This is a genomic window from Bacillus sp. S3, from assembly GCF_005154805.1.
Classification (GTDB): Bacteria; Bacillota; Bacilli; order Bacillales; family Cytobacillaceae; genus Neobacillus.
In genome coordinates this window covers 853142-868581 of the sequence record NZ_CP039727.1, presented here as the reverse complement: position 1 = coordinate 868581, position 15440 = coordinate 853142, and the positions used below count along the sequence as shown (strand labels likewise).

Sequence of the window (15440 nt, the reverse complement as noted above, 5' to 3'; positions counted from 1 at the left end):
TGAGATATCTCCTATTATTGTACGTTTCTCCATGATATGATGCAATCATTGGAGGAAGATCGAATGAATTCACAACGATGGATGAACAGACAATTTTTTACCTTTTTTATCACCTGGGGTGTTTTTCTGCCATATTGGACAGGGTGGATGATTCATACAAAAGGAATGACTGTTTCACAAGCTAGTATGATTATGAGTATGGGGCTGGTGGTTCGCGGCCTTTCTACATTATTTGTCTTTCCATATGTATCAGGGAAATTTAGCAGCAGGACCTTATTAAACGGGATGGCCATCGGCACGTTATTATCTCTTCTATGCAGTATTCCAGCGAACTCCTATACGAGTTTATTAGTTGTTAATTTACTGTTGCATTTCTTTTATCCCAGCTTAATGCCGGCATTGGATAGCGCAGCAGGCGTTCTTGTGCAGCATAAACAATTAAGAGATTACGGGAAGAGCCGCTCGTGGGGATCCATTGGCTTTGTCGTATCCGGGATACTGTTAACAGTCTTTACTGGAACACTTGGAGATAAAGTAATCCTATGGGCATTATTACTTGGCACAGTAGTATTCTTTGCTTTTAGTGTCTTGCCAGCCCCTCTTGCTTTAATGGAAAAACCATCAGCCGCTAAATTGAAAAATGGCGGGATGCTTCAATTATTTCACATCAAACATTACGGCCTCGTACTGATTATTGTGATTTTATTGCAAGCAGCACACGCATCTTATTACAGCTATGGCTATATTTTTCTACAAGAAATCCATGCACCAAAATATTTAATTGGCATGATTCTTAACATAGCTGTGCTCGCAGAAATTATTTTCTTCCTAATCGCTGATCGATCATTTCAGAAATTTTCTGTAGGCTCCTTACTTGTACTTGCAGCATTTGGATCAACAGTAAGATGGATTCTCATATTTATCTTTCCCAATATTATCGTGTTCTGTATTGCACAAACCTTGCATGCCTTCTCATTTGCGATGGGACATTATGCCTTTATGAAATACTTAACCAAGCATATTCCACAAGCACAGATTCCGAATGCACAAGGGATGTATTCAGCACTGGCACTCAGCTGGAGCACAGCAGTGTTTACGTTCTTGGGTGGATATTTATATGAAATCGAGCCAAGATACTCCTTTATCGGCATGATCATTTGTACCATCCCATCGATGCTGCTTGCCATTTTCTATCGGAAATTGGCTGCAAAAGTGCCTGATCCCAATAATCATAGGGAAGATTCTTGTGATCGAGTGATCCATGAACACAGTGCCCTTAAAGCTGAATAAAACAAAGCCAGTTCGAATGAAATTGAACTGGCTTTGTTTTATTTATGATAAGGTTAAAATAGAATTAAGCAGATGGATAGGTGTTTTTTTAAAAATTAACATCTTCATTACCATTAAGTGCTTTACTTTAAAATGTCTTCAATCGAATTTGTCACACGAATGGCCTGTGGTTTATATTCAGGTGGATAGGTAACTGCCCCTTGGCCGCCAAGGTAAAAGGCTATGTCATCTTGCTTTTCAGCAAACTGATCCAATCTCCTTAGTAATTGAGGATCGGTTTCAAATGGTATCGTGGTTGTAGCGGACAACAGAACAACATCAGGTTTTAATTTGCATACCAATGATTCAATCGCCCCTGGGGCAGGGGAAGCTCCAATTAACTGGGTCTTCCACCCTTTCATCATGAAATGCAATAGGATCAGATGCAGTGGTACTTCATGTTGTTCATATGGCAGGCATGCTCCGAGAACGAATGGAGCATTTTCTCGATATTGATAATTCCGCCGAATTTGAACCAAGAAATCCCGTACAACCAGGCTCGATACAGATTCCTGATATTCATCCCACTCGTGATTCTCCCACTTTCTCCCTACTTCTTTTAAAAATGGCACCGCAATATCGGATAAGAAACGCTCTAGCCCAATATGATGATACGCCTGTCTTAAGATAATATTTAATTCGATCTCATCACAGTGTCTGCCCTTTTCTAAAAGCTGAAAGACATACTCATTCCACTGCTCATAATTAGGTAATTTCCCCTTTGGCATTGGTATTTCGGGATCTTCATCCGCCTCCTTAACAAGAAGGGCAGCTTGTTTAAGCGAGTGGCCTTGTTCGGAAAGTAATTTTACTTTTAAAAGCGTTTTGACATCCTGTTGACTATATATTCTGTAGCCATTCTCCAATCGCTTCGGTTGTATAATGCCATACCGTTCTTCCCATTTTCTAATCACTTGTTTCGATAATCCGGTCATATCTGCAACTTGTTGAATCGTAAATAATCCATGTTCATCGGATTGAATCATCCATTTCATCCCCTTACACCTTATCCGATTCCCCTTAGGCATATTTAGTATAACGAATATCTATACCTTGTACAATGTGTCGCGATTAAACGTTATACAAAGAGACAGATCTACACTATCCTTACTAAAAAGAGAAAAATACCGGAACGTCTGTATAATCTTTTTAATATTTTATTATACAAACATTTGACAAATCAAGTTATCTCAATTAATAATAGGATTAAATATTATCCATTGAAAGGGAGTGACATGGTGTTTTTAGCCTGGCAGGAAATTAAAAAAAATAAACTTCGTTTTACCTTGATTACAGGGATTTTAATGCTGGTTTCCTATCTTGTATTTTTTCTCTCTGGCCTTGCAACTGGTCTTGCTAGTCTGAATAGGGAAGCGGTTGATAAATGGAACGCGTCAGCTATTATCCTTACCGCAGAATCAGATAAAAGCTTGTACCAATCATCAATGTCGACCAATCAGCTAAACGACATTCAAGCGAAGAAAACGGCAGTAATCGGTCAGCTAAACGCGATTGCCAGCAACGGGAACAACAAGCAAAATATATCACTATTTGGTATTAACAACGAGGAATTTCTGATGCCTAATGTGACGGAAGGAAGGGCTTTTGAAAAAGCAAATGAAGTGATTGCTGATGATTCACTCAAAGACAAAGGATTCAAATTAGGCGATACACTTACCTTGTCCTCCAGTGATCAACAGTTAACTATTGTTGGATTTACAGACCATGCCAGGTTTAATGCTGCACCTGTTCTGTATGCTAATCTTGCAACCTTCCACCAAGTCAAATTTGGTGAAGCAGCGGATCAGAAAAAAGATCAAATTAATGGAATTGTTGTTCGCGATGGCTCTATTTCAAAATTGACTCAAAATGATGAGCTAGACTCCATTGAGATTGAGTCATTCATTCAGAGTTTACCTGGCTATACGGAACAAAAACTTACCTTAAATTTCATGATTTACTTCCTCTTTGGTATTTCATCCATCATTGTAGCGATTTTCTTATATGTGTTGACCGTCCAGAAGATAAGTATGTTCGGGGTGATGAAAGCTCAAGGTATTTCCAGCTCTTATTTATCTTGGTCTGTTGTGGCACAAACCTTTATTTTAGCGTTTATCGGGACGGCGCTAGGATTTGCCTTTACACTTGTTTCAGGAGCTTTTTTACCGGCAGCTGTTCCGGTTTCATTTGATCTAACCTTGATGGTGTTCTATGGGTTAATCCTAATGGTTGTTGCAACTGCAGGTGCCGTTTTCTCCGTCTTGACGATTGTTCGAATTGACCCACTGAAAGCGATAGGAGGATAAACCATGGCAGTATTGGAGTTACATCAAGTAAAGAAGAGTTTTGGAAGCGGTCATACGCAAGTCGAAGCCTTAAAGGAAACCGACTTTCTTGCCGACCGAGGAGAATTGATAGCAATCATTGGCCCGTCAGGATCTGGAAAAAGTACCTTTCTCACGATTGTTGGTGGATTATTATCCCCAACCTCAGGGGATGTAGTAATCAATGGGCAAAACCTAACCTCTTTGAATGAAAAAGCACGTTCACAAATCCGACTCAAGGAAATCGGATTTGTATTACAAGCGTCGAACCTAGTTCCCTTTCTCTCCGTGGCCAATCAATTGAAACTATTAGACAAAGTGAAAAAGGGAAATATGTCGACATTGGAGCAAAATCAACTATACGAGGACTTGGGAATTGCTGACTTACTCATGAAATATCCCTCCGATTTATCCGGCGGGGAACGGCAGCGTGTAGCCATCGCTAAAGCACTGTACAGCAATCCTTCGATTATTTTGGCTGATGAGCCTACAGCCTCCCTTGACTCAGACCGTGCTTATGAGGTTATGGAGCTATTAAAAAAAGTAACGAAGCAGAAAAAAACAACGACCATTGTGGTGACTCACGATATTCGGCTTGTGGGCTATTGTGACAAAGTTTACAAAATGACGGATGGTGTCCTTTCTGCGTCAATAGAGAACCATGCTAAGCGATCAAATATCCCATTCGAGGAGAAAATTAATCATCTCGTTTAACACTTGTATGTACGAATAAATAAACTCCCATCAGCATAATGATAAAAAACTGATGGGAGGTGATGACTTGAGCACTTTTTATCCTGAAAAACTATCGGTGGAATACATGGACGGTGCAACTGCTACGGAACCCCTTATTCCAAGGCGTTACACATTAACTCACTCTGATGTGACTGGAAAACTATTTTTAAACATCGGAAATAAGTATGCCTGGGATAAAATTAATCCTATGAGAGATGAAGTTTTGGGTGAATGGAAACAATATGGAAGCTCGTTATGTTTTTGTGTCTATTTATACGTCGATCAAGGAGAATATCCCCCTTCTGTTTCGGCAAAACGCAATGGAATATTTAGACGTGAATTACCACTTGCCTTAACGGCTATTAGATACGGTGATAGGATTTTATTCAACACATACCCCTATTTAGATCAAGCTCCCATCTTCATTCACTTCATGTCGGCTTATCCTCAATTTGCAAGGCAGGAAAATTGGGGGAATTTCCAAAGTATTACCACATAAATCATGATGTAAAGGTCCCGTTTCCGGTTCACGAGTATGCGGAGGAACCCTGCCCATGGAAATACAGCGCTATTACTTTCTGGGTTGGTCAAGCGCTTGGTAAGCTGACTGGTATTTTCCTCCGTCAGCAACTTCTGAATGATACAAAGCCTTGAGGGCATTGTTTTTTTCAAGACCGTGTTCTACCTTCAACTCTTTTAGGCGTGTATGCAAGTCTTTATTATCCTTGATTAGCTGTTGCATCTGCGATTTTATATACTTCAAACTAATTTACTCCTTCCAGAACCACAATTCGTTCCCCAAGTATAGCATGAATACTTTTATTTATATAAATTTCACGTGGCATTTTCCATTAAAAAAAGCATTATCCAACTTGGGAATAATGCCTCATAATCTTACTTCAACTTCGGTGCCATCCTCTAATTTAGTATCCACTAATACGATACCCTTGTGCTTAGATAGGCTATGCAGCAGGGGTTTCAAGTCATTTCTGTCTAATTGAGGAAAGGTAAATTTACTGCTATTCTTTTCGAGAGCGTTATTAATCAAGCGATTTACTCTTTTTGATGTAAGAATAAAACTGAACATATTTAATAAAGAATAAGGAACTGGTACGGAGAATTTTTTATCTTTCACTTTCACCCTGACTTTTAGCATAAACTATTCAATTACCACGAAAACTTTATCACCATTAGATGAAGTCACATCAACAATTTGACCGTCCAATTCATTTTCAATTGCTGTGATTAAAAGATCTACATTAATATCCTTCACATATTTTTCAGCCTCTGGAATTTTTTCTACGATACTCGTTCCAACCTTTAAAACAGCCTTAATAAGATTAATTGGCAAATTTACATTGACATTATCACCTTTTTCGGAGGTAACTCGAATTTTCAGCATTTTGCTGCCATAGGGGATTTCCTTTGTTAATTGAACTGGCTGTTGCTGCTCTTTACCCTGCAGGACATTGATTAATTCCGTTGCTTTTTCCTTATCGATTTTGCCCTCCTCGACCATGGTCAACACTCTTGAAATTTCCTCTTTCATTTATAATTCCCCCTCTTTTAATAAATGAATGGCTTCTTCGGCTGTGATTTCTCCCTTTTCCAACATTGCAACTACCTTTTTCTTATCCACTTCCGTTTTCTTTTGTGTGGAATAGCCTAGAGCAGAAATAATATCTTCTAATTTTCCTCGTACAGTCGGGTAGGAAATCCCCAATTCTTTCTCCACCTCTTTGATATTTCCACGGCATTTTAGAAAAATTTCAATAAAATGCAGCTGGTCTTGACCAAGGGCTGCTAGCTTTGATAATTCAAACTCGTTTTCCACGATCGTATGGCAATGCTTGCACTGTAGCTTCGTAATTTTCAATTGTTTGCTGCAAACTGGACAGTCAGTAATTAATGGGTAGGCCATCTTTTTCTCCCTTTCTTTATTTAACTTAATCATACAACAACGATTAAATAATTAAAATAGTTAATTAAAATATTTTATAAAAAATTATAAAAAAATTAATTTATTTAATTTAACCCTTAAACAATTGATGATTTTAGTTGGGCAAAAAAAAGCAGACCCTGAATCGGAGTCTGTTCCTGAATGGCTGGTATCAATGTTTTAACGTGTTAAGGGAAGCAACAATCCATTTTAACTAAAATCCCTGATAATTACCTTTTGCTGTTTATCTAACCAGCCAACCAAATCTCCTAAAAATTGTTCTCTTCCATCCTCATCAAATGGACGGTGCCGAGCCGATGGGTATTCAATCATCTGTTTATCCTTTGAGGCCATCAAAATAAAAAAAAGGCGCAGCTTTGATGGGGGAGTAATTTTATCATCCCGGCCGTATTGTAATAAGATGGGCAGTGTAATGGATGACGCTTTATTTACTACCCGTGTAATTGCTTGGATTAAGCTGCGACCTAAACCAGGGGTCACGATATTATGACGTAAACGGTCCGATTCGTATTTCACACGTATTGCCGATTTTTTCTTTAATAATCGAATCCTGCCAGGCTTTTTTATACGATAGTCGGGTTTCACCTTACCCATTAAGTTGATCCCTAACTGCTCAAAGCGTGTTACTTTATAAGAGATGGCAGGAGAAATCGCGATTATCCCAGAAATACCTGAACCGTGTTCTAAAGCATATTCTAGAGTAATCAGACCGCCAATACTATGTCCGACAATATACAAGGGCAATCCAGGCTGATCAAGGGAAACAAGCTTGCGGAACTCATGTAAATCTCCGCTAAATTCATCCCACGACTGGATATATCCCCTTTTACCCGCGCTTTTCCCATGTCCGCGTAAATCAAAGGCATACACAATATATCCCTTATTAACCAAGCTTTCACTAATATTCTGCAGCCCCCCGCTGTGATCTCCATGACCATGAACGAGAATAACCACCGCTTTTGGAGCTGTTAATGGTTCGATCACACGAAAGTATAGCTCGCTTCCACCGACACCATTAAATGTCCCTTCAGTTATCATTCTAAAAATCCTCCAGATGCTACCGCCTAAAACATGTATTTGTCGTTGCCAAAAACCTTTTTAGTAAGCTTTTTAAGTTCATTTTAGTATAAATCATAAGCAAAGTAACGTATCACTTTGGATGATCTTTGACATTTTTGTTGGGCACCTTGCAAATGCCTTTCTCTTAATGTAAAAGGCTTTCATTTACCGGCGGGGCTCTTTTTTTCGCTTCACGGTCAATGTAACGGGCTTTCATTTACCGGTGGGGCTCTTTTTTTCGCTTCAGGGCCAATGTAACGGACTTTCATTTACCGTCTACGCTTTCTTTTTTGAACCTCGGTCAATGTAACGGGCTTTCATTTACCCTCGGCACTCTCTTTTTTGCTTCACGGTTAATGTAATGGGCTTTCATTTACCGTCTACGCTTTCTTTTTCACTTCACGGTCAATGTAACGAGTCAGAAGTGCTTTATGGTTTTCATTTCTTATTTCAGACAAAAATAAAGAGCATTCCTCCGCACTGAAATGCTCTTTATTGTTTATATTCACCCGATTTCTTTTAATGGTTCGCTCAAATTCCGAATAACAAATAATCATAGATATGCTTACCTATTCTACTTATTATCTGGTTCCCCGTAAACTCATCGTCAAGGCGGTCCAATAAGACCGCCGCATAGGCCGTTTTCCCCTTATAGGTTATTATCGCACAATCATGTACGACGTGAGGAAGACTGCCTGTTTTATTGGCTGCCATCACCCTGTCTAAGTCCATCATACCTGGAAGTCTATCTTGAAATTGCTGAAACTTCATCATGCGTAAGGCTGCCGCTTGGCTTTCTTCTGTTAAATAGGATCCTTCCATGATAACTTTCAAACATGTCAACATATCCGCTGGACTTGTATAGTTATCACGCCCCTGTTCCAAGGCTTGAAAGTCCATCATTTTCCGATTAAGCACCGTATGCTGCAGTCCCATTTTTACCATGGAGCGATTAATGGCTTCCATTCCTAATTCATCGATTAGGATATTGGTGGCAGTATTATCTGAGACCGTGATCATTAAGGTCATGAGATCCATCAGAGTCAGTCGTGCATCACGGGATAATACTTGTAAAACCCCGGATCCGCCAACAGGACTTGTAATCGATACTAATTGATTAACGTTTAGTGTACCTCTGTCACTCTGCCGAAGTCCTTCTATTAAAATAGGAACCTTAATGAGACTTGCAGATTGAAACACTTCCTTACTATTAATATCAATGCATTTGCCTTCCATTTCGATCGCCAAGCCAGCCCGGCCGCTGAGGCCGCGGAGTTCTTCTTCGATTTTCTCCATTAATCTTTCCATCGTTTACCTCGCGGCAGCGACTTGGGAATAATCATGATCACCGGTTTTATTTTTATCATATAAATGACAGGCGATGTAATGGCTCTCCTCGTATTCCTGCCAGACAGGCTTCTCCTTGGCGCAAACCTCCAAAGCCATTGGACAGCGGGTTCTAAATACACATCCGCTTGGAGGATTAATCGGGCTTGGCAGTTCCCCTTTTAAAATGATCCGTTCTCGCTTGTCCTCAATGTCTGGGTCAGGAATAGGAATGGCTGAGAGCAATGCCTGTGTATATGGGTGCAGCGGATTTTTGTATAACTCACTGCTTGTTGTTAGTTCCACCAGCTGTCCCAAATACATGACACCGATCCGGTCACTAATTTGCTTTACCATCGAAAGATCATGGGCGATAAATAGATAGGTTAAGCCTTTTTCCTTCTGTAATTTTGTCAGCAAATTAACGACCTGGGCCTGTACGGACACATCTAAGGCAGAAATCGGTTCATCTGCGATAATAAAATCAGGGTCGAGGGAAAGAGCCCGGGCGATTCCAATCCTTTGCCGCTGTCCGCCGCTGAATTCATGCGGATAGCGATTGGCATGTTCGCGATTTAAACCGACATCCTCTAATAATTGATAGACACGATTTAACCGTTCTTTCTTATTTGGATATAAGCCGTGAACTTCCATCGGCTCCGAAATGATTTCACTTACCGTAGACCTTGGGTTTAACGACGCATATGGATCTTGAAAGATCATTTGCATTTGTCTATGAAAAGCAAATCGCTCTTTCGATGTTAATTTGTGTATATCTTTCCCTTTAAAGACAACCTCGCCATCGGTTACATCATAAAGCCCGATTATAGTTCTTCCCGCCGTGGACTTTCCACACCCTGACTCTCCGACAATTCCGAATGTCTCGCCTTTATTAATATGAAAGCTCACACCATCTACAGCTTTTAACACTTGATCTTTACCTAAGTTAAAATGCTTTTTGAGATTGTTTACCTGTAATAATTTCTCCATGGTTATTCCTCCGTCTCACCCCAATAGCGTCTTGCTGCACATAGTTCTTGCTCGTATATCGTTCCTTCTAAAGGAATAATTTCCACTGTTTTGCCGGTATTTGGGGAGTGCAGTAATTTTCCATCTCCATAATAAATGCCAACATGGTGGATCCTCCCTCTTCCTTCTTCATAGGCAAAAAATAATAAATCACCTGGTTCAATCGCTCCTATTTCGACTTTTTTACCAGCGGCTGCTTGGTCGGAGGCATCGCGTGGGATCACATACCCATTTGCCTTACACATCGAGTAACTAAACCCTGAGCAATCATAGCCATAACTGCTCATCCCGCCCCACAAATAGGGTAAATGAAGAAACTGCTCACCAGCGGATACGATTGCCTGGCCATCTCCCTTGGCTGGAGAATCAGTGACAACAACATCCTTCGCATCCAGCACCCCCGTCCCATCAGGGGTTTGAACGAAAATCTTCCCTTCCTTTTCGTATAAGAAGGGCAAAACTGTTAAATAGGAAATTTCTAAACCCGATTGATGATTCTCTTTATCCAGCATTGCCTTTCGGCTTGTCACAATCGCGACAGGGCCATCTGTTATATTCCAGCCATCAGCCGCTTCCACTAACTGAGCTTTCGGAACCCAGCCCGGATAGCCCCGCGTCTCCTTAGAGGTTGACTGACTTGGAATGATGACATGTGCCCAATCATTATTTTCCTCGGTAATCAACACTTCTTCACCATATAATAGCTGCGTTTGAACAAGGTTTTGATCGCACAATCCCAGCCTGGTTTCATACGTTAATCCATCTAACCACGTATCCATCGAAACGGGGTTCGTTACGGCAGCATAGTCAATTTCTCGTGGTGAATCAACAGACGTCCAAACGGTTGCTACTGGCACATTTACAATCCATTTAACCAAATAAAACTCCCCCTTTAATGTCAATCGACTTAATCCCAAGGCCTGGGGCCTCAGGCATTGTTATTAATCTACTATTATATTGGACTCCGCCTTCAACTATTTCCTTTGCTAGCATTAACGGTGCATCAAAGTCAAAACGAGTAATATTTTGCTTACTGGCAGCAAAGTGAGCAGCTGCTGTAATACCAAGCCGGGTTTCAATCATACTGCCGACCATACACTCCACACCGCACGTTTCAGCAAGATGGTTGATGATTTGAGCTTGATAAATGCCGCCCGCCTTCATCAGCTTAATATTAATTAAATCGGCACTCCTTGTTTTTAAAACTTGAAAGGCTTGTTTCGGTGTAAACACACTTTCATCGGCCATAATCAGCGTATCCACTGCATCCGTTACCTGCTTCAGACCATCAATATCGTCTGCCTTGACAGGCTGCTCCACAAGTTCAATTCGTAAATCAAGGTCCTCCATTTTACGGATGGCGCAGATGGCATCCTTCGCTGTCCAGCCCTGATTTGCATCCAGGCGGATTTTAATATCCTTCCCTACTCGCCTTCTAATCTCCTTGATTCGCTCCAAATCGGCAGCAATATCATCCTTCCCTACCTTGACCTTAAGGACATTAAATCCTTTTTGGATATATGAAATAGCATCCTCGCCCATTTCCTCAGGCCCATTCACGCTAACGGTAAAGTCTGTTTCCATTTCCTTTTTATGTCCGCCGAGAAATTGATAGAGCGGCAGATTACAAAATTGGGATAAACAATCATAAATAGCCATATCCACAGCAGCTTTTGGACTCGGATTTCCGACCATAAGTGTCTTTAATCCCTGAAAAATCACCTCATATTGAAACAGGTTTTTTTTATGTAAAAATGGCTTGATCGTATTGTGGATGGCAGATTCTATACTCGAGAGACTGTCTCCTGTAATGACAATAGTAGGAGGTGCTTCACCCCAGCCAACGATTCCATTATCGCAGGTAATTTTCACAAAAATGGACTCAGCTGTCGTCACGGTTCGGAGAGCCGTTTTAAACGGCTTATGCAAGGGAACAGCGACTCGGAATGTTTCAATTTGCTCTATAATCATATATAAACCATCCTTTACAAGATGCCGCTATCGACAATTAATTTTTTTTCGTACGTATTCATGTAGGCTTGCACACCTAATGGAATAGAAATATGAGGGTTACAATGACCAATCATGAATCCCCGCATTGCCGGCTTTTGTGCAAGTTGAACATAATACGTGATGACCTCCTCGAGCGATAAGGAAAGATCCCTTTTTGGTGTGCAATCACAAAAGTCTCCAATCAGAATGCCGCAAGTATCCTCTAACTTTCCAGCCAAATAAAGCTGATTGAGCATCCGGTCAACAGACCGAGGCTCTTCATTCACATCTTCGATTAGCAGCAGCTTACCCTTTGTATCTATTTCATACGCTGTTCCGAGCGTACTGACTAGAAGCGACAAATTTCCTCCCACAATTTCTCCCTTTGCTTCACCCTCTACTAAAACTTCCAACGGAGAGATTTGTTCCGTATAGACAAAAGGGGCAGGTTCAAATAATTGCAAAAATCTTTCTTTTGATAATGGGTGTGTATCCTCTTTCCCCATATCTGAAGCCAGCATCGGTCCATGAAAGGTGACTAGGTCCGATTGCTGCCGAATGGCCGTATGTAAAAAAGTAATATCACTGTAGCCCCAAAAAATTTTGGGATTCTTTTTAATCAGGTCGTAGTCAATTTGGCCAGCCATTCTTCCTGTTCCAAAACCGCCGCAGGCACAAATGATGGCTTTAACCTCTGGATCGCTGAACATGTCATGGAAATCTCCAAGTCTTTCTTGATCGGACCCGGCTAAATAACCATTTATTCGGGAAACATGGCTGCCAACCTTAACTTTTAGTCCTAAATCCTTCAAAAAATCTATGCCCCGCTCTAGATTTTCCCGGTTCGGCGGGCTTGCCGGGGCAATGACCCCAACAATATCACCCTTTTTAAGCCGATATGGCTTTACTGCATTCATTTAAAAACCACCCCTTTTCTCACAACTATAAGTCTATGTGTCTAAGGTAAAAGGGATGTTCGTTTGAACATCCCTTTAATAAAGAATAAAGAAACGCTGCAATCCGTTCTTATTTCTTATCTGCCCATTTTAATTCTAAATATCCAACTGGATGACGAACGATGCCTGTTACATCCTTATTTTGTAAATATACTTGATTATAGAAGTGAATTGGAATGATTGGTGCTGCATCGAATAAAATCTTTTCAGCTTGATACATCATATCGAAGCGTTTCTTTTCATCCTTTTCATTTTTTGCATCTTTAATTAATTTATCAAATTCAGCATTGCTCCACCCAGTGCGGTTCATTGGAGATCCCGTAATAAAGTTTTCTAAGAAGTTGATTGGGTCTGCATAGTCAGCAAGGAATGAGCTGCGTGATAACTGGAATTTTAATGCTTTTTGATCGGTAGCAAATACGCTGCTTTCCATATTGGCAAGCTTCACATCGACACCTAAATTCTCTTTAAACATTTGCTGTAAGGCTTCAGCGATTTTCTTATGTGTATCGCTTGTGCTGTAAGTAAGAGTTACTTCCGGTAGTTCCGTGTATTTCTCCTCTTCCATACCCTTTTTCAAAAGTTCCTTTGCTTTTTCTACATCTGTTTTAATAAGGTCACCACTTGTTTTACGGAAGTCCTTACCTTCAGCATCCTTAAATCCGTAGGAGACAAACCCATAGGCAGGTTTTTCCTGATTTTTTGTTACAAGTTCAACCATTTGTTTTTGGTTAACTGCCATCGCGAATGCCTTGCGGATATTCTCGTTTTGGAAAGGTTCTTTTGTAAGATTAAAACGGTAGAAATATTCACCCGCTTGATCTTCAACCTTCACGTCCCCTTCTTTAAACAACTGATCTGCTAGTTCGGCAGGAACATCAGACGTATCTAACTCACCAGTCTTGTACATTTGATATTCTGTATTTGGGTCATCAACCATCGCCCAATGCACCTTATCCAATTTTACATTTTTCGCATCCCAATACTTTTCATTTTTAGTAATGGTGAAATCACTATCATGGTTCCACTCCGTTAAATTGAAAGGACCATTCCCCACGAATGAGCTTGCTTCAGCAAACCAATTTGGATTGGCCGCTGCCACTTTTTCATTAATTGGGAAAAAGGCAGGATTGGCAATGACGCTTAAGAAATAGGCTTGTGGACTCGTCAATGTTACTTCAAACGTCTTTTCATCGACAGCTTTTACCTTCACATCATCAGCAGTCCCTTGTTCCGTGTTAAATGCTTCGCCGCCTTCAATAAAATAGCCCAAGAATGCTGCAGAAGATCCTGTTTTCGGATCTAATAGACGTTTCCAGGCAAAAACGAAATCACCCGCAGTCAGATCATCACCATTTGACCATTTCGCATTCTCACGAATATGGAAGGTATAGGTTTTACCATCCTCAGATACTTCCCATTTTTCAGCTGTTGCAGCTTTTGGTTCATGGTTCTCATCCAAACGGGTCAGACCTTCCATAATGTTGTTCAAAGAATTCCAAGAAACGGCATCGAATCCAATGGCCGGATCCCAAGAGGTTGGCTCTTGGCTGTTATTAAGGTATAGGACTTTTTCTACCTTTTCCTTAGACTTTCCTTTTCCATCGTCTTTTTTCGGTTCACTTCCTGCATCCTTGTTTGCTGTACATGCTGCTAAAGCAAATACAAGCAAAGAAGTGATCAACAATGTCATTAACTTTTTCATGATTCTCCCCCTCGGTTTTTTTATTTAAACAAATGTTGAAACCAATTTTTTAGCTCGTTCATCCTGCAGCCAGCAATCCACTTGGTGGTTGCTGCTAAGATGGGTTTTAAATGGGTAGACTTTATCACAAACTTCCATCACATATGGACAGCGTGCTGAAAAGGCACATCCAACCGGCGGGGAAAATAAGTCCGGCGGTGTTCCAGGGATCGGAACAAGTTCCTCCTTTTCCATGTCCAGGCGCGGCACGGACTGAAGTAATCCCTTCGTATATGGATGCTGCGGTTGATAAAAAATTTCCCGCCTTGTCCCTAATTCAACGATTTTTCCCGCATACATAACGGCAACTCGGTCGGCAACCTGTGCGACTACACCCAAATCATGGGTGATAAGAATGATGGATACCCCTGTTTTCTTTTGGATATCTCTAAATAACTCCAAAATTTGTGCTTGTATTGTAACATCAAGCGCGGTTGTCGGTTCATCGGCAATTAATACATCCGGCTGGCACACAAGTGCCATAGCAATGACTATTCGCTGCCGCATCCCGCCGCTAAACTGATGAGGGTATTGTTTTAACCGTTGTTCAGGACTTGGAATACCCACAAGTGTAAGCATTTCAATTGCTGCTTCTTTTGCCTTGCCTCTTGTGACCTTTTCATGCTGGATAATTCCTTCCATGATTTGCTCACCAATTGTCATCGTTGGATTTAAAGCGGTCATTGGATCTTGAAAAATCATCGAAATATTGGCACCGCGAAGTTTCCGCAGTTCCGGTTCTTTTAACTTCATTAAATCCATGCCTTGGAAAAGGACTTCTCCGCCCGTTATTCTTCCGGGAGGAGTGGGAATAAGTCTCATAATACTTTGAGAAGTTACACTTTTCCCACAGCCAGATTCCCCAACAATCGCTAATGTTTCACCTTTATGTAAATCAAAACTGACACCGCGAACAGCATTTACTTCACCGCCATAGGTTGAAAAGGATACGTGTAAATCCTTCACTTGTAGAATTTTCTCCATGA

At 40.8% G+C, this 15440-nt stretch carries 16 protein-coding genes; 4 read left to right on the top strand and 12 right to left on the bottom strand.

Annotated features, from left to right (window positions below; all coding sequences use genetic code 11):
* Window positions 1–63: 63 nt before the first annotated feature.
* On the top strand, window positions 64–1290 hold the full coding sequence (locus FAY30_RS04030) for an MFS transporter (RefSeq protein ID WP_149868675.1): 1227 nt from the start codon (window positions 64–66) through the stop codon (window positions 1288–1290).
* A gap of 122 nt (window positions 1291–1412) precedes the next feature.
* On the opposite strand, the gene FAY30_RS04025 is transcribed toward FAY30_RS04030, so the two are convergent.
* The gene (locus tag FAY30_RS04025) at window positions 1413–2324 is read right to left on the bottom strand and encodes a MerR family transcriptional regulator (RefSeq protein WP_223820883.1); all 912 of its coding nucleotides are present in this window, start codon (window positions 2322–2324) and stop codon (window positions 1413–1415) included.
* A gap of 243 nt (window positions 2325–2567) precedes the next feature.
* Between FAY30_RS04025 and FAY30_RS04020 the strand changes: the two genes are divergently transcribed.
* From FAY30_RS04020 to FAY30_RS04010, 3 genes are all read left to right on the top strand, one after another.
* Window positions 2568–3635, top strand: coding sequence for an ABC transporter permease (locus tag FAY30_RS04020; RefSeq protein ID WP_149868674.1), 1068 nt, complete (start codon window positions 2568–2570; stop codon window positions 3633–3635).
* A gap of 3 nt (window positions 3636–3638) precedes the next feature.
* Entirely contained in the window at window positions 3639–4367 is a 729-nt protein-coding gene (locus tag FAY30_RS04015) for an ABC transporter ATP-binding protein (RefSeq protein ID WP_149868673.1), read from the top strand.
* A 67-nt stretch (window positions 4368–4434) separates the two neighbouring features.
* Complete coding sequence (locus FAY30_RS04010; RefSeq protein WP_149868672.1) at window positions 4435–4887, top strand: staygreen family protein; 453 nt, start codon at window positions 4435–4437, stop codon at window positions 4885–4887.
* A 72-nt stretch (window positions 4888–4959) separates the two neighbouring features.
* Here the strand turns inward: FAY30_RS04010 and FAY30_RS04005 are convergent, their stop codons facing one another.
* From FAY30_RS04005 to FAY30_RS03950, 11 genes are all read right to left on the bottom strand, one after another.
* Window positions 4960–5151, bottom strand: coding sequence for a hypothetical protein (locus FAY30_RS04005; RefSeq protein WP_149868671.1), 192 nt, complete (start codon window positions 5149–5151; stop codon window positions 4960–4962).
* A 396-nt stretch (window positions 5152–5547) separates the two neighbouring features.
* Complete coding sequence (locus FAY30_RS03995) at window positions 5548–5937, bottom strand: SHOCT-like domain-containing protein (protein ID WP_149868669.1); 390 nt, start codon at window positions 5935–5937, stop codon at window positions 5548–5550.
* Window positions 5938–6309 carry a DUF2089 domain-containing protein gene (locus tag FAY30_RS03990; RefSeq protein ID WP_149868668.1) on the bottom strand — a complete coding sequence of 124 codons (372 nt, stop codon included), beginning with the start codon at window positions 6307–6309 and terminating at the stop codon, window positions 5938–5940.
* A 228-nt stretch (window positions 6310–6537) separates the two neighbouring features.
* Window positions 6538–7386 (bottom strand): alpha/beta hydrolase, encoded by an 849-nt coding sequence (locus tag FAY30_RS03985; protein WP_149868667.1) that lies wholly within the window; start codon window positions 7384–7386, stop codon window positions 6538–6540.
* 552 nt (window positions 7387–7938) lie between these two features.
* Window positions 7939–8715, bottom strand: coding sequence for a serine hydrolase (locus tag FAY30_RS03980; RefSeq protein WP_149868666.1), 777 nt, complete (start codon window positions 8713–8715; stop codon window positions 7939–7941).
* 3 nt (window positions 8716–8718) lie between these two features.
* Entirely contained in the window at window positions 8719–9723 is a 1005-nt protein-coding gene (locus tag FAY30_RS03975) for an ABC transporter ATP-binding protein (RefSeq protein WP_190284807.1), read from the bottom strand.
* Between the two features lie 2 nt (window positions 9724–9725).
* Window positions 9726–10640, bottom strand: a complete 915-nt coding sequence (locus tag FAY30_RS03970) for a C40 family peptidase (RefSeq protein WP_149868664.1) — start codon at window positions 10638–10640, stop codon at window positions 9726–9728.
* The gene (locus FAY30_RS03965; RefSeq protein WP_149868663.1) at window positions 10633–11733 is read right to left on the bottom strand and encodes a dipeptide epimerase; all 1101 of its coding nucleotides are present in this window, start codon (window positions 11731–11733) and stop codon (window positions 10633–10635) included. Before FAY30_RS03965 ends, FAY30_RS03970 begins: the two co-directional genes overlap by 8 nt.
* A 14-nt stretch (window positions 11734–11747) precedes the next feature.
* Complete coding sequence (locus tag FAY30_RS03960) at window positions 11748–12671, bottom strand: S66 peptidase family protein (RefSeq protein ID WP_149868662.1); 924 nt, start codon at window positions 12669–12671, stop codon at window positions 11748–11750.
* A gap of 109 nt (window positions 12672–12780) precedes the next feature.
* The gene (locus FAY30_RS03955) at window positions 12781–14415 is read right to left on the bottom strand and encodes a peptide ABC transporter substrate-binding protein (RefSeq protein ID WP_149868661.1); all 1635 of its coding nucleotides are present in this window, start codon (window positions 14413–14415) and stop codon (window positions 12781–12783) included.
* A gap of 24 nt (window positions 14416–14439) precedes the next feature.
* Window positions 14440–15438 carry an ABC transporter ATP-binding protein gene (locus tag FAY30_RS03950; RefSeq protein WP_149868660.1) on the bottom strand — a complete coding sequence of 333 codons (999 nt, stop codon included), beginning with the start codon at window positions 15436–15438 and terminating at the stop codon, window positions 14440–14442.
* Between the last annotated feature and the right edge of the window lie 2 nt (window positions 15439–15440).